Below are 24,912 nucleotides of genomic sequence, written 5' to 3'. Positions count from 1 at the left end.
AAAACCCTGTGGCGCAAGACTTTTTCTCCTCCGCTGGCGATCAGGCGAGCCGTGAGTTGACCAAGCCGCCTGATACGCTCGCATTGGGGTAACGGGTGTGACGTCACCAGGGATGGTGCCGGATATTCGCGGTCACGTCTCGGGCCCAGACCTAAGAGGCGCATTTCGCAAGCCTAAGACGCGCTCTCCTGCCGACCGCCGGTCTTGGTTTGCGCGTGTCATCTGCACCGATGACGGAAATCGACCTCTGGCAAGCTCGTATTTTCGGAGATTGACCGGGCAGGAACCACATCCACGCTCTCTCAAGGATAGAGACGGATAGGTCCGCGCCCCCGACGCGTGCCGGGGCGGATCTCCCGTCCCTGGCGGGATCGGATCTGGCCGATCAAAGAAACGCAGCGCCGGTGGACCGACCTGTCGCGTACCTTCACAACCGATTGTGATGCCCGTATGCCTCTAGTGACTAGAGCATCAGAGGGATCGTATGCGGTCATTCGCCATCGGCGTGCTGTCGGATCGGACGGGGGTCAAGGTCCCGACCATCCGGTTCTATGAATCCATCGGATTGCTGCCTGCGCCGGAACGCACGCAAACTAACCGTCGGACTTACGACGACGAGACGGTCAGGCGCCTGCGCTTCATCCGGCACGCGCGAGAGCTCGGGTTTGAAGTGGAGGCCATTCGGACGCTGCTCGATCTCGCCGCCCACCCCGAGCGGCCCTGCGCGGAGGCCGATGTCGTCGCGAGGCGTCACCTCGCCGACATCGACGACCGGATCGCCCGGCTGACGGGTCTCAGGGCAGAGGTCCAGGCGATGCTCGACCAGTGCACCGGTGGCCAAGTCCGCGAATGCAGGGTCATCGAGGTGCTGGCCGATCACGGACAGTGCCTGAGCGAACAGCACTGATCACGCCGGAGCCAGGCCCTTGCTTCTCTAGCCGCTAGAGAAGTTATGCCTCGCCGATCTTCTCGCGTGGTCCTCCCGGCCGCCGCGAGCCGAACCGGGATCGCCGATGACGGAACACCACGACCACGCGGAGCATGGTCACGCCCATGATCATACCGGCCATTCCCATGGCCACGCCGGACACGTCCACGCGCCGGCAAGCTTCGGCAAGGCCTTCGCCATCGGGATCGCCCTGAACGTTGGGTTCGTGCTCTTGGAGGCGGCTTTCGGCGTCCTGGGGAACTCCGTGGCGCTCCTGGCGGATGCGGGCCACAACCTCTCCGACGTGCTGGGTCTCGTCGTGGCCTGGGTCGCCACCGTTCTGGCCAAGCGGGCCCCGACTTCACGCTACACATACGGGATGAAAGGATCCTCGATCCTCGCCTCCCTGTTCAACGCCGTGTTCCTCCTCGTCGCCGTGGGCGCCATCGGTTGGGAGGCCATCCAGCGCTTCGGCGAACCGGCCCCGGTGGCCGGCAAGACCGTGATGGTCGTGGCCGCCGTCGGCATCCTTGTGAACGGCATCACCGCCTGGCTGTTCGCTGCCGGGGCCAAGGGCGACATCAACATCCGCGGGGCGTTCCTGCACATGGCCGCGGACGCCGCCGTCTCCGCGGGCGTGGTGCTCGCCGGTTTGGTGATCCTCTACACCGGCTTGACCTGGCTCGATCCGGTCGTGAGCCTTGGCATCGTAGGGGTCATCGTCTGGAGCACGTGGGGCCTCCTGCGCGACAGCCTCGCGATGTCGCTGGCCGCCGTTCCCCCGGGCATCGACCCGGCGGCAGTGCGCCACCACCTCGAAGGCCTTCCGGGCGTCACGGCCCTGCACGACCTCCACATCTGGCCGATGAGCACCACCGAGGTCTGTCTCACCGCCCATTTGGTCGTGCCCGGAGGATATCCCGACGACGCGATCCTGATGGAGGCCGCCCGCTCGATGCGGGAGCGCTTCGGGATCGGCCACACCACCCTGCAGGTCGAGATCGAAGGGGCAAACGCCTGCGCGCTGGCCCCCGACACCGTGGTCTGAGCATGCAAGCCTGGATCTACACGCTGATCCCCGCAGCGGCGGCCATCGCAGGCGCCGCCGTGGCGGTGAACCTGCGCCCCGGGCCCATCCTCGTCAGCGCCATCCAGCATTTCGCCGCCGGCGTCGTCTTCGCCGCGGCCGCAGGCGAGATCCTGCCCGACCTCAAGCATGCCGGGTCGATCTGGGCGACCCTGTTCGGCGGCAGCTTCGGGGTCGCCGCGATGCTCGGCCTGCGCAGCCTCGAAAGGCGGGTGTCGGGCCCGGTCGGGCTCTTGTCCGTCACCGGCATCGACATCCTCGTGGACGGCCTCGTCCTCGGCATCGCCTTCGCGGCGGGCGCCAAGGCGGGCATCCTGCTCACCGTCGCACTGACCATCGAGGTGCTGTTCCTCGGCCTCACCGTCGCGAGCGAACTCGGCGCGGGCGGCGCCTCGAAGCGGTGGGTGGTGGGCCTCACGGCCGTCCTCGTCCTGCTACTGCCGCTGGGGGCGCTCCTCGGCGGTCCCGTCGGCTCGCTGCCGCCCGCCTTCCAGGGTGGCTTCCTCGCGTTCGGCCTGATCGCGCTACTCTACCTCGTGACGGAGGAACTGCTCGTCGAGGCACACGAGACCGAGGACCGGCCCTGGGTCACGGCGATGTTCTTCGCCGGGTTCCTGCTTCTGCTGCTCCTCGACGAGGCAGTCTCTTGAACAGGCGCTCCCCGAAACGCCGGCGTCGTCCGCCCCGGCGAAACCCCGCTCAGTCGTCGTGGTGATGATGGTGGTGACGGCCCCGCTCCTCGAAGAACGGCCGGTCCTCGTAGCGGCGGGGGTGGTGGTGCCGGACGACGACGTCCTCGTGGTCGCCATGCCGGTAGACATCGACGTGGTCGTGCGGCCGCCGCTGGCCGTAACCGCCCTCATAGTATTGCGCCGACGCCGCCATGGGCGCGAAGGCCAGGGCCACTGCCAATCCGGCGAAGATCGTTCTCATGGGTCGCTCCGAAGCTCGATCAGATGCAGGCATCCTGGTACGAACGGATTGAACGCACCCTGAGACAGACGTTCAGCAAACGGCAACCTTCGCGCATCCCAACAAGCGAAGGGCCGCGGCGCGGGCTTGCCACTCGGCCTCGCGGTCCCCACCGGCATACGAATCAGTGCCGGTGCTCCTCCACCACGGTGCGCTCGTGGACGTCGTGGTGATCGTGGACGACCGGGCGGTCGCGGTGATGCTCCTCGACGGTCGAATGGGTATGCTCGACCTCGTCGTGATGACGGTCTCCGTGGACCGCGACACCGCCGGGACCGACGTCCACGTGCTGGGCGAACGCCCCGAGTGGGCTGAGCACGAGGGCAGCCGAGGCGGCCAGGGCGGCAATCGTGAGTTTCATCCGCATCTCCTTCGGTTCGGATCGATCTCGGAATGTATATCCCCGCGAAACCGTTCCGGAATGATTCCCGTCCATGCCCGGGCCGAACATTCGAGAGAGAGCAATTAAATTGTGCTGTGCGGATCGAGGATGGTCCCGTCGTATATGCGCGAGTTGCTGAGGAGCATCGTGCGATCACGCGTTTTGACCAACGGGAGCCGTCGATGAACTTGGCAGGTCATGGCGTTCATCGTGAGTTCAAGTCGCAGGCGGCACCACTTGTGTCGACGGGCCGGAATCGCGGATAAGGGCGACGATGGACTTCGGTGGATGGCATAGGCGCCGGCAAGCGGCGCGTGACGGGTGGGCGCTGGCCGTCCGCACGCTCATGCTCGTCCTGACGTTCGCGTTCGCCGCCCCGTCCGCGGGGTTCGCCGAGGACCTGGCCTTCCATGCCGGCGGTCACCATCGGGCCACGGAACTGACCGTGTTCGAGGCCTCCGCCGCGCCGTCGTCAGCCGACCCTGGCCTCGCGTGCCACGCCCATTGCGGCTGCCATCAGCTTGCCTACCTCGATGGCGCCCCCCTCGCGCCCGCACCGGACCGCCCGCGGCCGTCCTACGCACGGACGGCGGAGGCTCCCGTCGCCATCGCGCCCGGCCGTCCGGCACGACCGCCCCGCACTTGAGGTGACGCCGCGCGCATCCGCGCGCGGATCTTTAGTCCGGCCGCCCCACGGGCTCCGGACCCGTCCCTTCTTGAATGCAGCGGAACGACCGCGGCGGCATGCATGCCCGCCCGGCGTCCCGGTCGAGTGGTTCCCATGCGCATCCTCGTTCTCGCGGTCGTCCTGGCCGTCGGCATAGCCGTCGGCGCGACCGTGCCCGCCGTCTCGGGCTTCGTCCGCAACACCCTGTCGGCCGCGGGGGTGCCGCCGACCCTATTCGCGTTCACCGGCGGGACGGGTGCCGCGGCGCCGGCGACCGAGCCCGACCATGCCGAGGGCGACGGCCACGACCATGCCATGCCCAAAGCCAAGCCCGCGACCAAGCCCGCCGCGAAAGTCATGGACGGACATGCCCAAGGCGAGCACGCGCATTCCGAGGCTGAGGGCGAGGAAGGCCACGTCAGGATGACGGCGGAGCAGGTCGAGACGCAGGGCATCCAGGTCGCCAAGGCCGACGGCGGCACGCTGGCGCGCCATCTCCTCGTCCCCGGCACCATCACGCCGGATACCGACCGGATCGCCCGCGTCCCGGCCCGGGTGGTCGGGACCGTCGCGGAGATGCGCAAGCGCCTCGGCGACGCCGTGCAGAAGGACGAGATCGTGGCCGTGCTCGACAGCCGCGAGGTCGCCGACGCCAAGAGCGACTACCTGACCGCCCAGGTCCAGGCCGAGCTCCAGAAGATCAACTTCGAGCGTCAGCAGAAGCTGCTCGCCTCCCAGGCCGCGTCCGAGGCCGCGTTCCAGAACGCCCGCGCGACCTTCCTGGAGAACCAACTGCGCGTCGACCTCGCCCGCCAGAAGCTGTCGGCGCTCGGGCTGAACGCCGCCGAGGTCCAGGCGGCGCAGAAGCGCGACGAGGCCACGCCGAACCAGTCGAGCCTGCGCCGCTACGAACTGCGCTCGCCGTTCGCAGGCCGCGTCGTCGAGCGCAAGGTCGACGTCGGGACCACTGTCGGCAGTCAGGGCGACCCGGCCGACCTCTACACGGTGGCCGACCTCGGGACGGTCTGGATCGAGCTCTCGGTTCCGACCTCCGATCTCGCCAAGGTCAGGGAGGGCGCCATCGTCACCGTCACGCCGAGCCAGGGAGGTGAGGAGCGGCACGAGCGCGGCAAGGTGATCTTCGTCAGCCCGTTGCTCAACGCCGACACCCGTGCCGCCCGGGTCGTGGTCGCCCTCCCGAACAAGGACATGGCGTGGCGGCCCGGTACCTACGTCACCGCCGAGGTCGAGATCGCGACCGAGCAGGTCCCCGTCCGAGTGGCCAAGGCGGCGTTGCAGACCATCGAGGGCAAGCGCGTCGTCTTCGTGCGCACCGAGGAAGGCTTCGAGAAGCGCGAGGTCGAGCTCGGGCGCTCCGACGACGATTCCTTCGAGGTCAAGGCGGGGCTCAAGCCCGGCGAGGAGATCGCGGTGGCCAACACCTTCCTGCTCAAGGCCGAGCTCGGCAAGGCCGAAGCCGACCACGACCACTGAGGGGCGGGACATGATCAATCGAATTCTCGACGTCTCGGTCCGCCAGCGCTGGCTCGTCCTGCTGCTCTCCCTGCTCGCCGCCGGCTTCGGAGGCTACGCGGTGACGAGGCTGCCCATCGACGCGGTGCCGGACATCACCAACAACCAGGTCCAGATCAACACGACCGCCCCCTCGCTCTCGCCGGTTGACGTCGAGAAGCAGGTGACCTACCCGGTCGAGACCGCGCTCGCCGGCATCAAGGGCCTGGAATACACCCGCTCGCTCTCGCGCAACGGCTTCTCGCAGGTCACCGCCGTCTTCGCGGAGAAGCTCGACATCTACTTCGCCCGCCAGCAGGTCGCCGAGCGTCTCGCCCAGGTGAGGGCGGACCTGCCACCCGGGGTCGAGCCGCGGATGGGCCCGATCTCGACCGGCCTGGGCGAAATCTACATGTGGTCGATCCACTACGCGCAGCCCGCCGAACGGAAGGTCTCGGCATCGGGCAAGCCGGGCTGGCAGCCGGACGGAAGGTACCTGACCCCGGAGGGACAGGCGCTCCGAACCGAGCTTGAGCAGGTCGCCTACCTGCGCACGGTCCAGGACTGGATCATCCGTCCGCTGATCAAGACGGTCCCGGGCGTCGCCGGCGTCGACGGCATCGGCGGCTTCGAGAAGCAGTACCACGTCCAGCCCGACCCGACGAAGCTAGCCGCGCGCGACCTGTCCTTCTCCGACGTCACCCGGGCGCTGGAGACCAACAACGCCAACCAGGGCGCCCGCTACCTGGAGGACAACGGCGAGGGCTACGTCGTCCGCGCGGCCGGTCGCCTGGAGAACATGGACGAGATCGCCGACGTGGTCGTGGCCACGCGGGGCGGCGTGCCGGTCCGGATCAAGGACGTCGCGGACGTCCGCATCGGGCGCGACCTGCGCACGGGCTCGGGCAGCGAGGACGGCCAAGAGGTCGTCGTCGGCACCGCCCTGATGCTGATCGGCGAGAACAGCCGCACGGTGGCGGCCGCGGTCGACGCCAAGATGGAGCAGATCCGCAAGTCCCTGCCGCCGGGCGTCGAGGTCCAGACGGTGCTCAACCGGACGGTGCTGGTCGAGGCCACGGTGAGGACGGTGGTGAAGAACCTGTCGGAAGGCGCGGCCCTCGTCATCGTCGTCCTCTTCCTGCTGCTCGGCAACATCCGGGCGGCCGTCATCACGGCGCTCGTCATCCCGGTCGCCATGCTGATGACCATGACCGGCATGGTCGAGGCGAAGATCTCGGCCAACCTGATGTCGCTCGGCGCCCTCGATTTCGGCCTCATCGTCGACGGGGCGGTGATCATCACCGAGAACGCCCTGCGCCACCTCGCCGAGCGGCAGCATGGGCTGGGCAGGGCCCTCGACACCGAGGAGCGCCTGGAGACGGTGCGGGCATCGGCCGAGGAGATGATCAAGCCGTCGCTCTACGGTCAGGCGATCATCATCCTGGTCTACGTCCCGCTCCTGACCTTCACGGGGGTCGAGGGCAAGATGTTCGAGCCGATGGCGCTGACCGTGATCATCGCGCTCGTCGCGGCCTTCGTGCTGTCGCTGACCTTCGTGCCGGCGCTGATCGCCATCGTCATCACCGGCAAGGTGACCGAGACGGACAACCTCATCATCCGCGCCCTCAAAGCCCTCTACCGGCCGGTATTGGGCGCGGCGGTCCGGGCGCCATTCCTCTTCGTCGGCGGGGCCCTGCTCCTCCTCGTCGGGGCCGGCGTGCTGTTCACCCGCCTCGGGACCGAGTTCATCCCGCAGCTCGACGAGAAGAGCATCGCCCTCAACGCGACCCGGATCCCGTCGACGTCGCTGACCCAGTCGCAGACGATGCAGCTCAACGTCGAGCGGGCGGTCTCGAAGTTCCCCCAGGTCGCCTACGTCTTCTCGAAGACCGGCACCGCCGAGGTCGCCTCGGACCCGATGCCGCCGAACTCGTCCGACACCTTCGTCATTCTGAAAGCCCAGGAGGAGTGGCCCGACCCGAGCCTATCCAAGGCCGAGTTGCAGGAGCAGATCGAGAAGGCGGTCGGCGCGCTCGCGGGCAACGTCTACGAGTTTTCCCAGCCGATCCAACTGCGCTTCAACGAGCTGCTCGCCGGGACCCGCGGGGACCTCGCAGTGAAGGTGTTCGGCGACGAGTTCGAGCCGATGCTCAAGGCCGCCAACCAAGTGGCCGCGTTGCTCCGCGGCATCGACGGCGCCGAGGACGTGAAGGTCGAGCAGACGGCGGGCCTGCCGTTCCTGGAGATCAAGATCAACAAGGCCGAGGCCGCACGATACGGGCTGAGCACCGGCGCCATCCAGGAGGTCATCGGGGCCGCCATCGGCGGCCGGGAGGCCGGCGTCGTGTTCGAGGGCGATCGGCGTTTTCCCATCGTGGTGCGCCTGACCGACAAGGTCCGCGAAGACCGCGAGGCGTTGGAGAACATCCCGGTGCCGCTGCCGCCGGGACCGAACGGGCGCGCGACTTCCGTACTCCTGAAGCAGGTGGCCTCCTTCTCGGTGAGCGAGGGACCGAACCAGATTTCCCGGGAGAACGGCAGGCGACGGGTGGTGGTGACCGCCAACGTCCGGGGCCGCGACATCGGCTCGCTCGTGGCCGAGGCACAGGCGAAGGTGGGTAGCCAAGTCCAGCTTCCGCCGGGCTACTACGCGACCTGGGGCGGGCAATTCGAGAACCTCGCCTCGGCCAAGCGGCGGTTGACCGTCGTGGTGCCGGTCTGCTTCTTCCTGATCTTCCTGTTGCTTTACTCGGCCCTGGGTTCGCCGCGGGACGCGTTGCTGGTGTTCAGCGCGGTGCCGCTGGCCCTGACCGGGGGAATCTTCGCCCTTTGGCTGCGCGGCATGCCGGTCTCGGTTCCGGCCGCGGTCGGGTTCATCGCGCTCTCGGGCGTGGCGGTCCTCAACGGCCTCGTGATGCTGACCTTCATCAAGCAGCTCGTGGCGGAGGGCCGGCCGAAGCGCGAGGCCATCCTGGAGGGTGCCATGACCCGCCTGCGTCCGGTGGCGATGACGGCGCTCGTCGCATCGCTCGGCTTCGTGCCGATGGCCATCGCCACCGAGACGGGGGCCGAGATCCAGCGGCCGCTCGCAACCGTGGTCATCGGCGGCTTGATCAGCGCGACCCTGCTGACGCTGATCGTGCTGCCGGCGCTCTACGCCCGCTTCGGCAAGGCCGCGATGCCGAAGGCCGCCAAGCGGCCGACGGAGACCGTATCGCGGCACCTCAAGGCTGCGGAGTAGCCCCGGATGCGCATCCTCGCGATCACGGCCGCCATGGCCTCCCTGTCCACCTTCGTCACCACTCCCGCATCGCCCGCGGCGGGGGTCGAGGGCGGCGACGCACCGTTCGGGTTGTCCTGGGGACCGGTCGACGCGGTGCCGCGTCCGCTCAAGGTCGACCGCGAGGCCAACCTGACCGCCCTCTACTATCCGCATGGCTGGCCGCCGGCCATCGGGGCGGGCACCGCGGAGGTGGTCCTCGTGGTCTGCCGGGACGAAGGGCTGCAACAGGTGGTCTGGGTTGGCCTGCCGATGTCGGGCGAGGCCCTGGCGAGGACGCGGCGCGCCATCCACGACGAAGGCGTTCGCCGCTATGGCGAGCCCGCACCGGGGCCCGTGGCCGATTCCGAGCTCTGGCCGGGCGGCCGGGCGCTCCTGGCCAGCCGCGAGGTCACGGATGGGCGGCGCGAACTCGTCATGACCGCATTCGGCCCCGGCTACCCAGCCTGCTCGGCGGCCCATCGCGACGCGACCGGACACCCGGCCGGCGTGCACGTCGCCGACCTGATCGGTGTCGGCGCCCCCTGATGAGGCTCCCCGGTACAAATCCCGGCCGGTACTGCATGCGCGGGCGCGGATCGCTCGAAGACGGACGCCCGTTCGATGGCGCCCGGACGAGAGCAAGGCCGGCGTCGGCCTCGCGGCGTTCCGGTACGGCACGGCGGGGCGAAGCGACGAGGCCGGGATGAAGCCCCCTGCCGAGAGGAGCCGCGTGCAGCGTCGGACGGCCAGGGCCGGCGTGCTCGATGGCGGGGAATGCCTCGCGCGCCGGACGCCTGCACCGGGCGGGCGGTCGGCACCGGCCGCCCTGGCCAGCCCAACGGCGGCCGGAACGCCTCGCTCCATGGTCGCGTCCCTGATCGGGCTTCGGCGGCCTCGGGACCGGCGCACCGACGGCGTTTGGCGCCGTGCATTGGCCTGCCTGCTCGCCTTTGCCCTGATCATCGCTCTCGTGGACCCGGCCCCGACATCGCCCCGGGTCGGACCCGAACACGCGAATGGGCCCGGCACGTCGTCCCTGTTCGAACCGGATGCGACCATGTCGCCCGCGGACGACTACGCGGACCGAGGGCGCCCCGGATCGCCTCGGTGCAACGGTCACTGCTCCTGTCATGGGGCCATTCGGCCCGACGGCGCACTCGCGTTGCCCGTGCGTGTCGCGCGGGCCGTGGAGTTCCTGTTGTCCGGCGATGGCTTCCGGTCCCGGAAGGCCGCCCCGCCCCACGACCCGCCACGCGCCTGACCGCTCCGCTGCCGCGAGCCGCGGCGGCGCCCCGGGTCGAAGAGCCCCGTCCTTGACCTGGATGTGAGTGCGCTCGCCTCGCGTGAGCGCGCGGCCCGTCGCCGTGACGCAGCCGCAGGTCGGAACCGCCTACGAGATCGGGTGGAGCGATGCGCGTACCCAGTCCCCCCTTGGCCACCCCCGCACGGCCGACCGTCGGCCTCGGCGCCGACGGCCTCCGGCTAGCGCGAAGACGTCCGTCGGACGTCCCGGACCCCTCGGTGCGAGGGAGCCCACTGCCGTTGGACACCTCGAAAGCGGTCTGGCCGCCCCGAGCGAGGCTCGTCCCATGTCGGCTCGGCCGCCGCACCCTCGCGTTGGCCCTCGCGGCCCTCGCGGCCCTCGCGGCGAGCGCGGTCGGCAGCCCGCGGGCCGAGACGCTGGAGGGCTCGCTGGGGCGTGCCTACCGCGCGAACCCGGAACTGAACGCGACGCGGGCGGGCTTGCGGGCGACGGACGAGGAGGTCGCGATGGCGCGGGCCGGCTACCGTCCGACCGTCGCCGCGGACGCGGACGTCGGCGTACGGAACGTGCAGGGGGCCGCAGGCGGCGAGCGCCTGGCGCGAACCTCGTTCCCGCGCGGTGCGGGGCTGACCGTCGAACAGACCCTGTTCAACGGCTTCCAGACGGACAACGACACCCATCGCGCGGAATCGAACGTGCTCGGCAGGCGCGAGGCCTTGCGCTCCGCCGAGAACACGATCCTGTTCAATGCCGCGCAGGCCTACATGGACGTCCTGCGCGACACCGCGACCGTGGAGCTCAACCGCAACAACATCGCGGTCCTGGAGGAGCAGCGCCGCCAGACGACCCTGCGCTTCCGGCTCGGCGAGTTGACCCGGACGGATGCCGCGCAGGCCGACGCCCGCCTGGCCGGAGCCCGCTCGCAGCTGAGCGCGGCGGAGGCGCAGCTCCGCGCCCGCACCGGCGTCTTCCGTCAGGTCATCGGCGTGGACCCGCGCCGGCTCGCCCCCGGGCGCCCGCTCGACCGCCTGGTCCCGCCACGTCTCGAACTCGCGCTCGGCATAGGGCTGGCCGAACATCCACGGATCCTCTCCGCGCTCCACGCGGTCGATGCCGCCGAGGCGCAGGCGAAGGTTTTCGAGGGGAGGCTCTACCCTCGGGCCGGCGCCTCGGGCGTCGTACAGAGGCGCCGCGACGAGGAGGAGCCGGGCGACGATGTCCTTGCGGCCGGGATCGCCGGGCAGGTGACGGTTCCCGTCTACGAGGGCGGGCAGGTCTACGCGCAGGTCCGGCAGGCCAAGGAGCAGGCCGGGCAGCTGCGCATCGAGGCGGAGCAGGTGCGCGACGCCGTCCGCGCCGGCATCGTCGCAGCCTGGGCACAGCTTGAGGCCTCGAAGGCGCAGGTCGCCGCCTCACAAGCCCAAGTCCAGGCCAACGAGGTGGCGCTGGCCGGCGTGCGGGACGAGGCGCGGGCCGGCCAGCGCACCACCCTCGACGTCCTGAACGCCCAACAGGAACTGCTCAACGCCCGGGTGGGCCTTGTCGTGGCGCAGCGCGACCGCGTCGTGTTCTCCTACGGCTTGGTCCAGGCACTCGGCCGCCTCACCGCGCGCTTCGCGGAGCTGCCCGTGGCTCCCTACGGCGCCAAGGCCCACTACGACCAGGTCGAGGACCTCTGGGCGGGCCTGCGCACGCCCGACGGCCGCTGACGCCCCGTCCGCGAGACGCCGCCCGGGACAGCTTTCCCCCGGGATCGCCCGCGGCCCGGCCACCCTGCGCCACCCCCACTCTCAAGCCCGCCGCTGCGGAACGGCGCGGGAAGCCCCGAGGCTCTCACGAGAGAGGGCCGGACACCATGTCGGAGCCCTTCTTGGTCACGCCCTCCCTGATTCATGCCTTGGCCCACCGGATGACGGGGGTCGATTACCCCCACAGCCACTGGTGGGTCGACCTCTTGGCCCTGCTCGCCTTCGTGGTCGCGCCGGCCTGGACAGGATGGCTGCTGGTCCGGCTCGGCCTGCGATGGATGGGGCCGGGAGGACGTCGACGGGTCCACCCGGTCGCCGTCCCGTCGCGCGAGCCCCGCGCCGGATCGGTGCCGCCGAGGCCCGGCAGCGCCCGCGAGGGCAACTATGGCTGGTGCCTGGAGCGTTTCGTCGTCCGTGCGACGCTGCGCTTCCAGCTGCGTCTCGTGCTGCTCTCGCTGCTGACGTTGCCCGCGGCGTGGCTCCTCCTCGAAATCCCCAAGCACATAATCAATCGCGCCATCACCGACGCAGATGGGGATGGGCATCCGGAGATGGTGGTCCTCGGCTTCACCCTGAGCCAGGTGGAGCTCCTGTTCGCCCTGTGCGGGAGCTACCTGGCCGTGCTCACGCTCGGCGGGCTCGCCAAGTATGCGGTCAACCGGTCGCGCGGGCGCGTCAACGAGCGTCTCGTGCGCCGCCTGCGCCTCGCCATCCTCCGCCGCGCGCGCGGCGAGCCCTCCCCCGACCGACGGGCCGCGCTCGCGGCCGTGGCCATGCAGGAAGTCGAGCCGATCGGCTATTTCGGCGGGAGCCTCGTCGTCGTGCCGCTGATGCAGGGCGGAACGCTCGCGACCAGCATCGTCTTCCTGCTCCTCCAGAACGCCGCCCTCGCGTTGGCGGCGCTGATGATGCTGCCGGTCCAGCTCACGCTGCTGCCGCCCCTGCAGCGGCGCCTGAACGCGAAGGTGCGCGAGCGGGTCCACGCGACGCGGGCCTTGGGAGGTCTCCTGACCGCGGCGCCGGCCGGTCGGGAGGCCACGCCGCCACGCGACCGGCCCGCACGGACGCCGGCCCGGTCGCGGCAGATGCGCCTGGCCGAGGACCTTGAGCGCGTGCGCGTCGAGATCAACGACCTCAAGGGCCGCCTCAAAGGCCTGTACAACTACACCTCCAACCTGACGCCGTTCTTCTTCTTCGCGATCGGCGGCTACCTGGTCGTGCAGGAGCGCCTCTCGCTTGGCGCGCTCGTCGCCGCGCTGGCGGCCTACAGGGAGATCGCGCCGGCGATGCGCGAGGTGTTCGATTTCGTCCAGAGCTGGTCCGACGCGAACGCCCGGTTCGAGGAGGTCACGACGGCGCTCCGCCCCGCTCCGCCGGGCCCTGCGCCCCGATAGGCCCGAGCGGCCAAGCGTTCAATCCGGCCGCTCCGGCCGGCCCGGCGCGCCCGCCGCGGGCGGCAGGAAGGCGACGCGCAGGAGGTCGACGAGGTGGCGGCGGTTCACGAGGAACAGGATCGCGGCGAGCCCGAGATAGACCCAGGCGAGCGCGGACAGGGTCGCCACCGTGCGCGCCGCGTCGTCCCGGTAGGCGAAGGCCAGCCCCACCTGCAGGCCGAAGAGGCTCGCCAGGGCGAATGCCGAGACGAGGCCGAGACGTAGCCGCAGCAGCAGGCCTAACGCGAACAGCGATTGCGCGGCGGTCAGGAGGAACTCCTCCGCCTGGCGGGCGTCGAGCGGCAGGTTCGCCAGCGAGCCGGCGCCGACGCTCATCGCGAGCGGCAGCATGCCGACCAGCAGCGTCCACTGGCTGATCTTGTCGCTGACGAGGGTGCCGAGCCCGTTGGCGGCCCGGCCCGCCAGCACGAACAGGACCGCGACGGTCATGGCCGGGGCTTCGCTCGCCAGCGGCGCGAGCCACTGGATGAGGAGGAACTCGTCAAGCCCGAGGACCCGGCCGGCGCCGACCAGCGCCTCGGCGAACGGCTCGGCCGAGACCAGGATGACCCCGCAGGCGACCAACGTCAGAGCCGCCGTCGCGGCCCACCGCATAGCCACGGGCAACGCGTTCAGGGCGGCGGCAGGGCCGGGCTCCTCATCCTCATCTTCGTCCTCGGGCGCGCTGCGGGTGCGCCAGACGTAGGCGCCGAAGAACGCCGCCAGGACCACGAAATCGAGCGGCCCGATGCCGTCCTTGAGCACGATGACGAAGGCGTACAGGCTTGCCAGGAGCAGGAAGGCGACCTCGACCGCGTTGGCTCGGGTCAACTCCACCGCGCGGCCGCCGCCCCGCGCCCAATGGATGGCGACCAGGAGCGGCCAGGCCAAGCCGACGAGCAGCCGGTTGGCCCCCGTCATGTTGGCGGCGGCGTAGTGCACGTACTGCGAGCCCGGCCCCGCCTTGCCGGCCTGGTAGGCGTAGTAGAGGTCGACCGCATATTCCGGCAGCACGGTCACGAGGGCGACGACGGCGATGATCAGCCCCTGCGAGACGTGCCGCTCGGCGGCTTCCGCCCCCCAGGACAGCAGGAAGCCCGCCGCGAGAATGGCGGCCCCGAAGGCCGCCGTCTCGCCGATGGGCCCGACCTGCAGGCCGGTCAGCCGCAAGGTCAGGGCCGGCGTCGCCGCCGCGACCGCGAGGGCGACCAGCATCAGGAAGCGTCCCACTCCGTCCCTCCTCGTCACACTCACGGGCCGTGGCAGCCGGGCGCGGGCGGGCGCCGCCGCCGGGCGGGCCCACGGCCGCGGCGGGGTGACCGAACCTCGCCGGGCGCCCTATCCGATGTGTCCGGCGGCCCCGGCCAATCCCGCCCCCATCACGCTGGCGGCGCCCGCCCGAGGTGCGTGATCGGCCGGTCGGAGGGTACTCCGTTCGGCTCTCCGACGGGAACGGTGCGGCCGCGCCGAACGGCTGGCGTGAGCAGAGCACGCACCCGGTCCGCAGGACGGCGACCGCCGGATCGAGCCCCTCACGAAATCTCCCCCTCGGCAGCGGCGCGCCGCCGATCGGACGCGAGGAATCCGCCGAGGAACAGCAGGACCGCCCCGGCGGAGATCCAGACGTCCGCCAGGTTGAAGGTGAACCAGCGGATGCCGCCGGTGTGCAGGTCGAGGTAGTCCGTGACGACGCCGTCCATGAGCCGGTCGACGAAGTTGCCGGCGGCCCCGCCCGCCATCGCGGCGAGCCCGAGGCGTTCGAGCCCGCCGCCCGCGGCCAGGGCCCAGCCGGCCACGAGGCAGGTGAGCGTGCCCTGGATGGCGAGGAGCAGCGCCAGGGAGGACGGGTCGTGCGCCGGGAGCAGGCTGAAGCTGATGCCGTGGTTGAACGACAGGCTCAGGTCGACGAAGGGCAGCGCGCCCCTGACGGCGCCTTCGTCCAGCCACGCCTCGGCCGCCGCCTTCGCGCCGAGGTCGATGGCCGCGGCGGCCACCGCCACCCCGGCCACGGTCCCGACCCGGCCGGCCCACCCCGACTGGACCATCATCACGCCCTCAGGAGACGGAGCGCGTTGGCCGTCACCAGGACGGTCGCGCCGGTGTCGGCCAGGATGGCCGGCCAGAGGCCGGTGATGCCTGCGATGGTCGTCACCAGGAACACGGCCTTGAGACCGAGGGCGATGGCGACGTTCTGACGGATGTTGCCCAGGGTCGCCCGAGAGAGGGAGACCAGCGCGGCCACGTCGCCCACCCGGTCGTTCAGCACCGCCGCATCGGCCGTCTCCAGGGCCGCGTCGGTGCCGCCGCCCATCGCGACGCCGACGCTGGCGGCGGCGAGCGCCGGCGCGTCGTTGATGCCGTCGCCGACCATGGCGACCGGCCCCATCTCCTTCAGGGCCGCGATCTCGGCGAGCTTGTCCTGGGGCAGGAGCTCGGCCTTCACGTCGAGCCCGAGCTCGGACGCGACCGCCTCGCCCGTGCGCCGGTTGTCGCCGGTCAGCATCACGCTGCGCACGCCGAGCTTCCGCAGGGCCGCGATGCCGGCTGCCGCGTCGGCGCGGGGCTCGTCCCGGACCGCGATGGCACCCAGGGCCTCGGCGCCACGGACGACGATGACCACCGTCTTGCCGCCGGCTTCGAGGTCCGCGACCGCGCGCTCGGCCTCGGGACCGAGCCGCGCGCGCTCGGCGGCGTGGCGCGGGGAGGCGACAAGCACCGTCTGCCCCATGACCGTGGCCTGAACCGCCTTGCCGGGGATGGCGCGGGCGTCCCGCGTCGGCCGCAGCGGCACCCCGTCCGCGCTCGCCCGGTCGAGGATGGCCCGGGCGATGGGGTGGCTGCTTCCGCTCTCGACCGCGGCGGCCAACCCGAGGAGCGAGCGCTCCGACGCGTCCGGTGCGAAGGCCAGGATGTCCGAGACCCGCGGCCGTCCGGCGGTCAGCGTCCCGGTCTTGTCGAACGCGACCGTGCGCACCCGCCCGATGACCTCCAGCGCGGCCCCGCCTTTCACGAGCAGCCCGCGCCGCGCACCGGCGGCCAGTCCCGAGGCGATGGCCGCCGGGGTCGAGAGCACCAGCGCGCAGGGGCAGGCGATGAGGAGGAGCGCCAGGCCCCGGTAGATCCAGGTGCCCCAGTCGGCGCCGAGCAGCGGCGGCACGACGGCGACCGCGGCCGCGAATGCGAACGCGACGGGCGTGTAGACCGCGCTGAACCGGTCGATGAAGCGCGCCGTGGGCGACTTCGATGCCTGCGCCTCCTCGACGAGGTGCAGGATGCGGGCGACCGTGTTGTCGGCCGCCGTCTTGGTGACCCGGACCTGGAGCGCGCCGTCGGCGTTGACGCTGCCGGCGTAGACCGGGTCGCCGACCTCCTTGGGCTTCGGGACCGACTCGCCGGTGATGGGGGACTCGTCGAGGCTCGACGCGCCGTCGGTGATCACCCCGTCGGCGGGCACGCGGTCGCCCGGTCTCACGACCACGACCTGCCCGATGGCCAGCGATGCGGCGGCCACCTCACGGATGGTGCCATCGGCCTCGTCGACAAGGCGGGCGGTCTTCGGCACAAGGGCCGCGAGCGCCTTGATCCCCGCCCGCGCCCGGCCCGCCGCCACGACCTCCAGCATCTCGCCGACCGTGAAGAGCAGCACGACGATGGCGGCCTCCTCGGCGGCGTGGATGGCGAGCGCCCCCGCGGTCGCGACCGACATCAGCATCTCGATGGAGAAGGGCGTTCCGGCGAACGCCGCCATGGCCGCGCGGCGACCGTAATAGGCGAGCCCGACGAGCGCGCCCGGCCAGTAGGCGTACTCGCCCGCCACGCCCGGCGCGACCCGCTCGACCAGGAAGCCGGCGGCGAACAGGGCGCCGATCAGGATGCCCAGCCGCGCCTTGCGGCTCCGCCAGAGCGGCGGCTCGGGCTCCGCCGCGGTCTCGGCGGACGGGGTGCCGCCCGAGGCTTGCGCCATAGCCAGGTCCGCGGCCGTGGGAAGCGGCGCGACGCCGTAGCCCAGGCGCTCGATGCGTCCCTCCAAATCGGCCCTCGGCGTCGCGGCCTCGTCGAGCGCGAGGTCGAGGACCTGGCTGCCGTAGTTCACGCGCACGTCCGCGACGCCCGGCAGCCGGGAGACGGCGGTCTCGATCTTCCCGGCGCAGGTCGGGCAGTCCATGCCCTTGACCCTGTAGCGCAGGGCCTGCGGACCGTTCGTGGGGAAGGGGGTGCGGTCCGCGCCGGCGGCCTGGTTCATGGTGCGCTCCGTTCGCCCGGATCCTGGTCCGGACTGGGAAGGCAGCCTACATGCACCCTGTAGTCGCTACAGGGTCAAGGCCGTGCGGACCGCCTCTTCCATGACGATCGGCAGCCTCGCGGAGGCCACGCAGACCCGTGTCGAGACGGTCCGGTGGTACGAGAAGGTCGGGTTGCTGCCTCCGCCGGCGCGGTCGAGCGGGAACTACCGGCTCTACGGGCCCGAGCACCTGCGCCGGCTGAGCTTCATCCGCCGCGGTCGAGCCCTGGGCTTCACCGTGGAGCAGATCCGGGACCTGCTCGCCTTGGCGGACGACCGGGATCGCTCCTGCGGCGAGGTCGACACCATCGCCCGCGCCCATCTCGCCGACGTGGAGCGAAAGCTGGCCGACCTGACCCGGCTCGCCTCGGAACTCCGCGAGGTCATCGGCCAGTGCGGCTGCGGGTCGGTCGCCGACTGCCGCATCATCGAGGCCCTGTCGCCGTTGGGTGAACCCGCGTGAGCGATTTGGGCCCGGGGTCAGCGAGCGACGTAGGGCGTCACCAGCACCCGGCTCTCGAAGAGCCCCTTGGCCATGAACCCGCAGCACGCGACGGCGAGGATGGCGACCACAATTGCGACGAAGGTTCGGCGTGCGGCGGCCCGGACGTGCGGCCTGACGCGACGGCGACGGCCCGCATTCCTCTGGCCCCAAGCATGGCGTTCCACGCGAACCGCCCCGTTCCGGCCGACGGGCATCGCGGGCTTGCCCCCGCGACGTTCCGAGGCCTGGGGATACCATGTCGGCGGTCAAGGCCGGAAGGGCCGGCGCTGCCAGCCCCCGGGAGATAAAAAGACAGTACCGCGCGAGGCGAACTCAGACTAGAACGGCCTCGGAAACCAAGAAGCCCACAGGTTGGAACCTGTGGGCTTCACACGGGCCGGAGCCCATGGGTTGCTGACGGCGCACCGTTCAGCGTTGACGGATCGGATATGAGTGCATGGGGCTGGATAGTCAAGCGGAAAAATCGAGGATCCGGGCCGCACTCTACATCGACGGTTTCAATTTATATCATTCCGTCAACGACTTAGGAGAGCCCTTCCTGAAGTGGTGCAACTTCTGGAAGCTGGGGGAGTCGATCATCCCGCGGCAGTCGGAGGAGCTCGTCCGCGTCGTGTTCTGCACGGCCTATTACCCGGGCGACCACAGCAAGAAAATACGCCACGAACGCCTGGTCCGGGCGCTCAAGCTGGTCGGCGTCGAGACCGTCCTCGGCCACTTCAGCCATGAAGACGCCAAGTGCCGGGACTGCGGCTCCATTTGGCAGAAGCCGACCGAGAAGGCCACGGACATCAATCTCGCGCTCAGCGTCTACGACGATGCCGTACAGGACGTCATGGATACTGCATATCTCCTGACCGCCGATACGGACCAAGCGGCGACAGCCAAGCTGTTCGCCAAGCGCTTTCCCGGCAAGAAGCTCGTCAGCGTCAGCCCCCCCGGCCGGACCCACTCGCAGCACATCCTGTCGCACACCCCGCACAAGATCGCGCTCAACCGAGAGCATATCGAGAGGGCGCTGTTTCCGGGGCTCGTCACCGCGGAGGGGCAGGCCTCCGTCATGCGCCCGCACGAGTACGACCCGCCGGCCGGCTACGTGATGTGGGACCAGCGTCCGAAGCCCGCGCCCAAGTCGGGGGCGAAAGCGGCCGCGCCGGCGGCGGCGATGCCCGAGCGCTGAACCCGCCGCGGCCTCAGGCCGGTTCCCCGCCCCGGTACCGCGCGAACGTCGACCGTCCGTCCTTCCCGAACAGGACGACGTCGTAGGTCTCGGGCTGCATGTCCTCGACCTCCATGCCGGGCGAACCGACCGGCATGCCCGGCACGGCCAGACCCGTTCCCTCGGGCCTCTCTGCGAGGAGCCGCTTGATCACCCCGGCCGGGACGTGCCCCTCGATCACGTAGCCGCCGACCTGGGCGGTGTGGCAGGAGAAAAGCTCGCGAGGCACGCCCAGACGGATCTTGAGCGGGTTCACCGGGCCCTCGGTCACCGTGACGGCGAAGCCGGCCTTACGCAGGTGGGTGACCCACCTCTCGCAGCAGCCGCAGCTCGGGTCCTTGTTCACCGCGACCGTCGGCAGCCCCTCCGCCAAGGCGCCCCGTCCGAGCGCCAGCCCCGCCGCCAAGCCCACGAGCACGGCACGTCGGGATGGAATCGCATCGTTCCTCATCGTCATCTCCCGTTCCCTCTTACTCGGCCGCCTGAGGCAGCCGCATCGCCTCAGCGTTCGTCCCCTCGCGGACCGCGCCGGCCGGGGGCAGCCCACGCCCCTTCACCAAGGCGTAGACTGCCGGGATCACGACCAGCGTCAGGACGGTCGAGGAGACCATGCCGCCGATCATCGGCACCGCGATGCGCTGCATGACCTCGGAGCCCGAGCCGGTGCTCCAGAGGATGGGCATCAGGCCCGCCATGATGGCGACGACCGTCATCATCTTGGGCCGCACCCGCTCGACCGCGCCGACCATGATGGCCCGACGCAGGTCCGGGCGCGCGAGAGGGCGTCCCTCGCGCCCGCACTGGGCGCGGACCTCGTCGAGGGCGTGGTCGAGGTAGACCAGCATGATCACCCCGGTCTCGGCAGCGACGCCGGCCAGGGCGATGAAGCCGACCACCACCGCGACCGACAGGTTGAAGCCCATCCACCAGAGCAGCCAGACCCCGCCGACCAGGGCGAAGGGCAGCGACAGCATCACGATGAGCGTCTCGGTCAGGCGCCGGAAGTTCAGGTAGAGCAGCAGGAACACGATCAGCAGCGTCAGCGGCACCACGACCGCGAGGCGCGCCTCCGCCCGCTCTAGGTACTCGTACTGCCCGCTCCACTGCAGGGTCGTGCCCTGGGGCAACTTGACCTCGTCGGTGGCTGCCTTGCGTGCCTCGGCCACGTAGCCGCCGAGATCGCGGCCGGCGATGTCCACGAATATGTAGACCGCGAGCTGGCCGTTCTCGGTGCGGATCGAGGTCGGGCCCCGCGTCAGCTCGACCTTGGCGACCTCGCGCAGGGGGACCGTGCCCCCGGCCAGCAGCGGTACCTGCACCTCGTCGGCGATGGCCCTGGGATCCGAGCGGAAGGCGCGGGGGTAGCGCACGTTCACGGTGTAGCGCTCGCGGCCCTCGACCGTGTTCGTCACGGACTGGCCGCCGAGCGCCGAGGCGACGACGTCCTGTACGTCTCCGACCATCAGGCCGTAGCGTCCGAGCGCCTCGCGATCTGGGGTGATGTCGAGGAAGTAGCCGCCGATGACCCGCTCGGCATAGGCGCTCGACGTTCCTGGCACGGCTCGGATCACCCCCTCGACTTGACGGGCGACCCCCTCCATGGCCTTCAAGTCGGTCCCGAGCACCTTCACCCCGACCGGCGTGCGGATGCCGGTCGAGAGCATGTCGATCCGGGCGCGGATCGGCTGCGTCCAGGCATTCGACACGCCCGGGAACTGGAGCGCCGCGTCCATTTCCGCCTTGAGGCTGGAGAGGGTTACGCCGGAGCGCCACTCCGCCTTCGGCTTCAGCGTAATGACCGTCTCGAACATCTCCATCGGCGCCGGGTCGGTGGCCGTGTTGGCGCGACCCGCCTTGCCGTAGACCGAGGCCACTTCGGGGAAGCTCTTGATGATCCGATCCTGGGTCGCCAGGAGCTCGCCGGCCTTCGTCACCGAGATCCCGGGCAGGGTCGTCGGCATGTAGAGCAGGCTGCCCTCGTCGAGGTCGGGCATGAACTCCGACCCGAGCTGCCGGGCCGGCCATGCGGTCGCCGCCAGCACGCCCAGGGCGAGGAGGATGGTGAGCACCCGGGCCCGCAGCACGCCGGCGATGAGCGGCCGGTACAGCCAGATGAGGAGCCGGTTCAGCGGGTTGCGGTGCTCGGGCACGATGCGCCCGCGCACGAACAGCGCCATCAGGGCCGGCACCAGGGTGACCGAGAGGAGCGCCGCGGCCGCCATGGCGAAGGTCTTGGTGAAGGCGAGCGGCCCGAACAGCCGCCCCTCCTGGCTCTCCAGGGTGAAGATCGGCAGGAAGGAGACCGTGATGACCAAGAGCGAGAAGAACAGGGAGGGACCCACCTCCGCCGCCGCCTCGACCAGGACCTCGACACGCGGCTTTCCCGGGGGCGCCCGCTCCAAGTGCTTGTGGGCGTTCTCGATCATGACGATGGCGGCGTCGATCATGGCGCCGACCGCGATGGCGATGCCGCCGAGCGACATGACGTTGGCTCCGATTCCGAGCGCCCTCATGCCGGCGAAGGCCATCAGGATGCCGACCGGCAGCATCAGGATGGCGACCAGGGCGCTGCGCACGTGCAGGAGGAACACCACGCAGACGAGCGAGACCACGATGCTCTCCTCGACCAACGTGTGCCGCAGGGTGTCGATGGCCGCGTCGATGAGTTGCGAGCGGTCGTAGACCGGCAGGATCTCGGTGCCGGCCGGCAGGCTTTTCGCCACCTCGGCGAGCTTCGCCTTCACCCCCTCGATCACGTTGAGGGCGTTGGCGCCGAAACGCTGCAGGACGATGCCGCCGGCGACCTCGCCCTCGCCGTTCATCTCGGTGATGCCGCGGCGCTCGTCCGGCCCGAGTTCGACCCGGGCTACGTCCCGGACCCGCAGCGGCGTGCCGCCCGAGGTCTTCAGCACGATGTTCTCGATGTCGGCGACGCTGCGGATGTAGCCGCGGCCGCGCACCATGAACTCGAACTCGGACAGCTCGACCGTGCGGCCGCCCACGTCGGCGTTGCTCGCTCGGATGGCGTCCCGGAGCTTGTTGAGGCTAATGCCCTGCGCGCGCAGCCGGTTTGGGTCGACCACCACGTTGTACTGCTTCACGAACCCGCCGACGCCCGCGATCTCGGCGACCCCCTCGGCGCGCGAGGCCCCGAAGCGGACGACCCAGTCCTGGATCGAGCGAAGCTCCGCGAGCGTCCGCTCCTTGGCGACCACCACGTACTGGTAGACCCAGCCCACCCCCGTCGCGTCGGGCCCCAGCGTCGGCGTCACCCCCGCGGGAAGCCGGCTCGCCGCCCCGTTGAGGTACTCCAGCACACGCGAGCGGCCCCAGTACGGGTCGGTGCCGTCCTCGAAGATCACGTAGACGAAGGAGACCCCGAAGAACGAGAAGCCGCGGACCACCTTCGCCTTCGGCACCGTCAGCATGGCGGTGGTCAGCGGGTAGGTGACCTGGTCCTCCACGACCTGAGGCGCCTGCCCCGGATACTCGGTGTAGACGATGGCCTGCACGTCCGAGAGGTCGGGGATGGCGTCCAGCGGCAGGGTCCGCAGCGCCAAGACGCCGGTCGCGACCGCGAACACGGTCCCGATCAGCACCAGGACGAGGTTGCGGGCCGACCAGCCGATGAGGCGGGCGATCATGGCGTCGCCCCCGTGCCCGCCGCCTGCCGATCGTCCTTCGGCGCGGTCAGGGACTGCAGCGCGGCCTTCAGGTTGCTCTCGGCGTCGATCAGGAAGTTCGCCGCCGTGACCACCCGGTCACCGGCCGAGACGCCCTCGCGGATTTCCGTGTAGCCCCGGCCGCGCAGGCCGATCTTCACCGGCTTCGGCTCGAAGCGCCCTTCGCCGTGGTCGAGGAGCACGACCTGGCGCTCGCCGGTGTCGATGACGGCGTCGTCGGGCACCGCCACCACCGGCTTGGCGTCGCCGGTCGCGATCTCGACGTCGGCGTACATCGACGGGCGCAGCGCTCCGTCGGGGTTCGGCAACTCGATGCGCAGCCGGGCGGTCCGGGTTTCCGCCATCAGGTGCGGGTAGATCCGCGTCACGGTCCCGGAGAAGGTCCGCTCGGGGAAGGCCCGGACCCGCACCGTGGCCTTCTGCCCCTCCGCCACCGCGGCGAGGTCGCGCTCCGGCACGTCGGCGAGCACCCAGACGCGGGTGTGGTCGACGATGCGGAACAGGACGTCGCCGGACTTGGCCTTCATCCCGTCCGAGACGTTGCGCTCGACCACGACGCCGTCCCGCGGCGAGGACCAGACGATGGAGGGCGGCACCTTATGGGTGCGCTCGATCTCGTCGATCACCTCCGGCGGGATGGCGAGGTTCTCCAGGCGCCGCCGGCCGCCCTCGTAGCCGATGGAGGTCAGGTACTGGGCCGCGACCGCGTTGATCTCGGGCGCGAACAGGCGCAGCAGCGGCTGGCCTTTGTGGACGTGGTCGCCGGTGGTGACCGGCTCGACCTTCTCGATGTAGGCGTCGGTGCGCATGGCGATGACGGAGATGCGGCGCTCGTCCTCCTCGACGCTGCCTGGCGCCCGAACCGGCAACGACAGGACGCGGCGCTCGGCGACCTCGGTCCGCACGCCGGTGCGCTGGACCTTGCCCGGCGAAATCTTCACGCCGCCGCCCTCGTCCTCGCCCGCGTAGACGGGGATGTAGTTCATCCCCATCGAGTCCTTCTTCGGAACCGGCGAGGTGTCCGGCAGCCCCATCGGGTTGCGGTAATACAGGACGCGGCGATTGCCGGGACCGGCCGCGCCGGCCGCCATCCCACCCTGGCCCATGTCGTGGCCGGTCATGTCTTTACCGGTCACCTCGGCGGGCATGGCTCCGGCCTCGGCATCCTCGCCGTCGAACCGCACGTCCTCGCTGGCGTGGACCGCCCGGAACTCCCGCCCGTCCCCTGTCGCCATCGGCGCGAGCGAATAGGCCGGCTTCCCGTCCGGGTCCCGGTAATAGACGACCGGGCCGGACGCGGCGGCGAGACGGGCCGCAGGCGGCCCCGCCGCGGACGGCATCCAGCGCGCGAACCCGTCCCGCGCCCGGTCGACGAACGCGACCGGCAGTCTCGATGCCGCCCGCGCCGCGAGGTCGGACACGGACGGGCCGTCGCGCCCGACCCAGAGCCCGGTGCCCCAGGCCGCGAGCGCGGCGAGGGACCCGGCGAACCATGCCGACCGGCTCATTTGGTGGCCTGGACGATCAGCTTGTCCTCGACCGTCCCGGTCTCGCCCTGGACCTTCGCGGCCAGCGACAGGCGCCAGCGGCCCTGCATCCCGAGATGGGCCTTGAAGCGGTAGATGCCGGGTTCGGTCGAGGGGACCTGCTCGACCTTGGTGGCCATCTCCTCCATGGCGTCGGGGGCCATGTCGAGGCGCTTGGCGAAGATCACCGCGTCGGGCACCGGCTTGCCGGTGCGCCTGTCGAGGAGCCGGACCGCGAGGACCGCGTCGCCGACCTTCGCCTCCTCCTGGACGAGTTGGAACTGGTAGTCCTTGACGTCGGCGAGCGCCGGCAGGGCCGGGGTCGACAGGGCGACGCCGAGCAGCGCGGCCGCGACGGCGCGCGCGAGGGAATTCCTGGTCACTGGGATGTCTCCTGAACACGATGTGAAGGGCCGCGCGGGGCGCGCGTCACCGTGCCGGCGCA

General features: G+C 70.7%; 21 protein-coding genes. 11 read left to right on the top strand and 10 right to left on the bottom strand.

What is annotated here, in order from left to right; translation table 11 throughout:
* The first annotated feature begins 484 nt into the window (after window positions 1-484).
* The 3 genes from MKK88_RS09225 to MKK88_RS09215 all read left to right on the top strand — a co-directional run bounded on the left by MKK88_RS09225 (window position 485) and on the right by MKK88_RS09215 (window position 2,665).
* A complete protein-coding gene (locus MKK88_RS09225) occupies window positions 485-907 on the top strand; it encodes a MerR family transcriptional regulator (protein WP_007557625.1) in 423 nt (140 codons plus the stop codon).
* Between the two features lie 106 nt (window positions 908-1,013).
* Window positions 1,014-1,976 carry a cation diffusion facilitator family transporter gene (locus tag MKK88_RS09220; RefSeq protein WP_007557626.1) on the top strand — a complete coding sequence of 321 codons (963 nt, stop codon included), beginning with the start codon at window positions 1,014-1,016 and terminating at the stop codon, window positions 1,974-1,976.
* Between the two features lie 2 nt (window positions 1,977-1,978).
* Entirely contained in the window at window positions 1,979-2,665 is a 687-nt protein-coding gene (locus MKK88_RS09215) for a hypothetical protein (protein WP_007557627.1), read from the top strand.
* A gap of 49 nt (window positions 2,666-2,714) precedes the next feature.
* On the opposite strand, the gene MKK88_RS09210 is transcribed toward MKK88_RS09215, so the two are convergent.
* Together MKK88_RS09210 and MKK88_RS09205 are read right to left on the bottom strand one after the other, a co-directional pair.
* Complete coding sequence (locus MKK88_RS09210) at window positions 2,715-2,948, bottom strand: hypothetical protein (RefSeq protein ID WP_007557628.1); 234 nt, start codon at window positions 2,946-2,948, stop codon at window positions 2,715-2,717.
* Window positions 2,949-3,111: 163 nt separating this feature from the next.
* Complete coding sequence (locus MKK88_RS09205) at window positions 3,112-3,348, bottom strand: hypothetical protein (RefSeq protein WP_007557629.1); 237 nt, start codon at window positions 3,346-3,348, stop codon at window positions 3,112-3,114.
* 295 nt (window positions 3,349-3,643) lie between these two features.
* Between MKK88_RS09205 and MKK88_RS09200 the strand changes: the two genes are divergently transcribed.
* From MKK88_RS09200 to MKK88_RS09175, 6 genes are all read left to right on the top strand, one after another.
* On the top strand, window positions 3,644-4,015 hold the full coding sequence (locus MKK88_RS09200) for a hypothetical protein (RefSeq protein ID WP_007557630.1): 372 nt from the start codon (window positions 3,644-3,646) through the stop codon (window positions 4,013-4,015).
* 135 nt (window positions 4,016-4,150) lie between these two features.
* Entirely contained in the window at window positions 4,151-5,530 is a 1,380-nt protein-coding gene (locus tag MKK88_RS09195; RefSeq protein ID WP_007557631.1) for an efflux RND transporter periplasmic adaptor subunit, read from the top strand.
* A 10-nt stretch (window positions 5,531-5,540) separates the two neighbouring features.
* The gene (locus MKK88_RS09190; RefSeq protein WP_007557633.1) at window positions 5,541-8,789 is read left to right on the top strand and encodes an efflux RND transporter permease subunit; all 3,249 of its coding nucleotides are present in this window, start codon (window positions 5,541-5,543) and stop codon (window positions 8,787-8,789) included.
* A 33-nt stretch (window positions 8,790-8,822) separates the two neighbouring features.
* On the top strand, window positions 8,823-9,356 hold the full coding sequence (locus MKK88_RS09185) for a hypothetical protein (RefSeq protein WP_047170697.1): 534 nt from the start codon (window positions 8,823-8,825) through the stop codon (window positions 9,354-9,356).
* A gap of 864 nt (window positions 9,357-10,220) precedes the next feature.
* Window positions 10,221-11,783 carry a TolC family outer membrane protein gene (locus MKK88_RS09180; RefSeq protein ID WP_007557637.1) on the top strand — a complete coding sequence of 521 codons (1,563 nt, stop codon included), beginning with the start codon at window positions 10,221-10,223 and terminating at the stop codon, window positions 11,781-11,783.
* A 146-nt stretch (window positions 11,784-11,929) separates the two neighbouring features.
* On the top strand, window positions 11,930-13,216 hold the full coding sequence (locus MKK88_RS09175) for a hypothetical protein (protein WP_007557638.1): 1,287 nt from the start codon (window positions 11,930-11,932) through the stop codon (window positions 13,214-13,216).
* 18 nt (window positions 13,217-13,234) lie between these two features.
* On the opposite strand, the gene MKK88_RS09170 is transcribed toward MKK88_RS09175, so the two are convergent.
* The 3 genes from MKK88_RS09170 to MKK88_RS09160 all read right to left on the bottom strand — a co-directional run bounded on the left by MKK88_RS09170 (window position 13,235) and on the right by MKK88_RS09160 (window position 17,498).
* Window positions 13,235-14,485 carry a sodium/hydrogen exchanger gene (locus MKK88_RS09170; RefSeq protein WP_007557639.1) on the bottom strand — a complete coding sequence of 417 codons (1,251 nt, stop codon included), beginning with the start codon at window positions 14,483-14,485 and terminating at the stop codon, window positions 13,235-13,237.
* A gap of 302 nt (window positions 14,486-14,787) precedes the next feature.
* Entirely contained in the window at window positions 14,788-15,303 is a 516-nt protein-coding gene (gene lspA, locus MKK88_RS09165) for a signal peptidase II (RefSeq protein ID WP_007557640.1), read from the bottom strand.
* Window positions 15,303-17,498, bottom strand: coding sequence for a heavy metal translocating P-type ATPase (locus MKK88_RS09160; RefSeq protein WP_007557641.1), 2,196 nt, complete (start codon window positions 17,496-17,498; stop codon window positions 15,303-15,305). The genes lspA and MKK88_RS09160 overlap by 1 nt, the downstream gene beginning before the upstream one ends.
* 100 nt (window positions 17,499-17,598) lie before the next feature.
* On the opposite strand from MKK88_RS09160, the gene MKK88_RS09155 reads away from it, so the two are divergent.
* Entirely contained in the window at window positions 17,599-18,000 is a 402-nt protein-coding gene (locus MKK88_RS09155; RefSeq protein ID WP_007557643.1) for a MerR family transcriptional regulator, read from the top strand.
* A gap of 17 nt (window positions 18,001-18,017) precedes the next feature.
* On the opposite strand, the gene MKK88_RS09150 is transcribed toward MKK88_RS09155, so the two are convergent.
* Window positions 18,018-18,206, bottom strand: coding sequence for a hypothetical protein (locus tag MKK88_RS09150; protein ID WP_243998932.1), 189 nt, complete (start codon window positions 18,204-18,206; stop codon window positions 18,018-18,020).
* Between the two features lie 272 nt (window positions 18,207-18,478).
* Here MKK88_RS09150 and MKK88_RS09145 point away from each other — a divergent pair, with 272 nt between their 5' ends.
* Window positions 18,479-19,219 (top strand): NYN domain-containing protein, encoded by a 741-nt coding sequence (locus tag MKK88_RS09145; RefSeq protein ID WP_007557645.1) that lies wholly within the window; start codon window positions 18,479-18,481, stop codon window positions 19,217-19,219.
* Window positions 19,220-19,232: 13 nt separating this feature from the next.
* Here the strand turns inward: MKK88_RS09145 and MKK88_RS09140 are convergent, their stop codons facing one another.
* Genes MKK88_RS09140 through MKK88_RS09125 form a run of 4 tightly spaced genes read right to left on the bottom strand, consistent with a single transcriptional unit; the run spans window position 19,233 to window position 24,850 of the window.
* Window positions 19,233-19,709, bottom strand: a complete 477-nt coding sequence (locus MKK88_RS09140; protein ID WP_039901829.1) for a DUF411 domain-containing protein — start codon at window positions 19,707-19,709, stop codon at window positions 19,233-19,235.
* A 19-nt stretch (window positions 19,710-19,728) separates the two neighbouring features.
* Window positions 19,729-22,902, bottom strand: coding sequence for an efflux RND transporter permease subunit (locus MKK88_RS09135; protein ID WP_007557647.1), 3,174 nt, complete (start codon window positions 22,900-22,902; stop codon window positions 19,729-19,731).
* Window positions 22,899-24,449 carry an efflux RND transporter periplasmic adaptor subunit gene (locus MKK88_RS09130; RefSeq protein WP_007557649.1) on the bottom strand — a complete coding sequence of 517 codons (1,551 nt, stop codon included), beginning with the start codon at window positions 24,447-24,449 and terminating at the stop codon, window positions 22,899-22,901. Before MKK88_RS09130 ends, MKK88_RS09135 begins: the two co-directional genes overlap by 4 nt.
* Window positions 24,446-24,850 carry a FixH family protein gene (locus MKK88_RS09125; protein WP_007557650.1) on the bottom strand — a complete coding sequence of 135 codons (405 nt, stop codon included), beginning with the start codon at window positions 24,848-24,850 and terminating at the stop codon, window positions 24,446-24,448. Before MKK88_RS09125 ends, MKK88_RS09130 begins: the two co-directional genes overlap by 4 nt.
* Window positions 24,851-24,912 lie beyond the last annotated feature (62 nt).

The sequence above is a fragment of the Methylobacterium sp. E-005 genome, from assembly GCF_022829725.1.
GTDB lineage: Bacteria > Pseudomonadota > Alphaproteobacteria > Rhizobiales > Beijerinckiaceae > Methylobacterium.
The sequence above is the reverse complement of the archived record's forward strand: the minus strand, read 5'-3'. Positions and strand labels throughout refer to the sequence as shown.

Bases quoted from the DNA above. Each gene is read 5' to 3' on its own strand.
- MKK88_RS09160 (WP_007557641.1), bottom strand. From the start codon at position 17,498: ATGAACCAGGCCGCCGGCGCGGACCGCACCCCCTTCCCCACGAACGGT.
- MKK88_RS09215 (WP_007557627.1), top strand. From the start codon at position 1,979: ATGCAAGCCTGGATCTACACGCTGATCCCCGCAGCGGCGGCCATCGCA.
- MKK88_RS09145 (WP_007557645.1), top strand. From the start codon at position 18,479: ATGGGGCTGGATAGTCAAGCGGAAAAATCGAGGATCCGGGCCGCACTC.
- MKK88_RS09185 (WP_047170697.1), top strand. From the start codon at position 8,823: ATGGCCTCCCTGTCCACCTTCGTCACCACTCCCGCATCGCCCGCGGCG.
- MKK88_RS09175 (WP_007557638.1), top strand. From the start codon at position 11,930: ATGTCGGAGCCCTTCTTGGTCACGCCCTCCCTGATTCATGCCTTGGCC.
- MKK88_RS09155 (WP_007557643.1), top strand. From the start codon at position 17,599: ATGACGATCGGCAGCCTCGCGGAGGCCACGCAGACCCGTGTCGAGACG.
- MKK88_RS09220 (WP_007557626.1), top strand. From the start codon at position 1,014: ATGACGGAACACCACGACCACGCGGAGCATGGTCACGCCCATGATCAT.
- MKK88_RS09135 (WP_007557647.1), bottom strand. From the start codon at position 22,902: ATGATCGCCCGCCTCATCGGCTGGTCGGCCCGCAACCTCGTCCTGGTG.
- MKK88_RS09140 (WP_039901829.1), bottom strand. From the start codon at position 19,709: ATGAGGAACGATGCGATTCCATCCCGACGTGCCGTGCTCGTGGGCTTG.
- MKK88_RS09225 (WP_007557625.1), top strand. From the start codon at position 485: ATGCGGTCATTCGCCATCGGCGTGCTGTCGGATCGGACGGGGGTCAAG.
- lspA (WP_007557640.1), bottom strand. From the start codon at position 15,303: ATGATGGTCCAGTCGGGGTGGGCCGGCCGGGTCGGGACCGTGGCCGGG.
- MKK88_RS09210 (WP_007557628.1), bottom strand. From the start codon at position 2,948: ATGAGAACGATCTTCGCCGGATTGGCAGTGGCCCTGGCCTTCGCGCCC.
- MKK88_RS09130 (WP_007557649.1), bottom strand. From the start codon at position 24,449: ATGAGCCGGTCGGCATGGTTCGCCGGGTCCCTCGCCGCGCTCGCGGCC.
- MKK88_RS09205 (WP_007557629.1), bottom strand. From the start codon at position 3,348: ATGAAACTCACGATTGCCGCCCTGGCCGCCTCGGCTGCCCTCGTGCTC.
- MKK88_RS09200 (WP_007557630.1), top strand. From the start codon at position 3,644: ATGGACTTCGGTGGATGGCATAGGCGCCGGCAAGCGGCGCGTGACGGG.
- MKK88_RS09180 (WP_007557637.1), top strand. From the start codon at position 10,221: ATGCGCGTACCCAGTCCCCCCTTGGCCACCCCCGCACGGCCGACCGTC.
- MKK88_RS09195 (WP_007557631.1), top strand. From the start codon at position 4,151: ATGCGCATCCTCGTTCTCGCGGTCGTCCTGGCCGTCGGCATAGCCGTC.
- MKK88_RS09190 (WP_007557633.1), top strand. From the start codon at position 5,541: ATGATCAATCGAATTCTCGACGTCTCGGTCCGCCAGCGCTGGCTCGTC.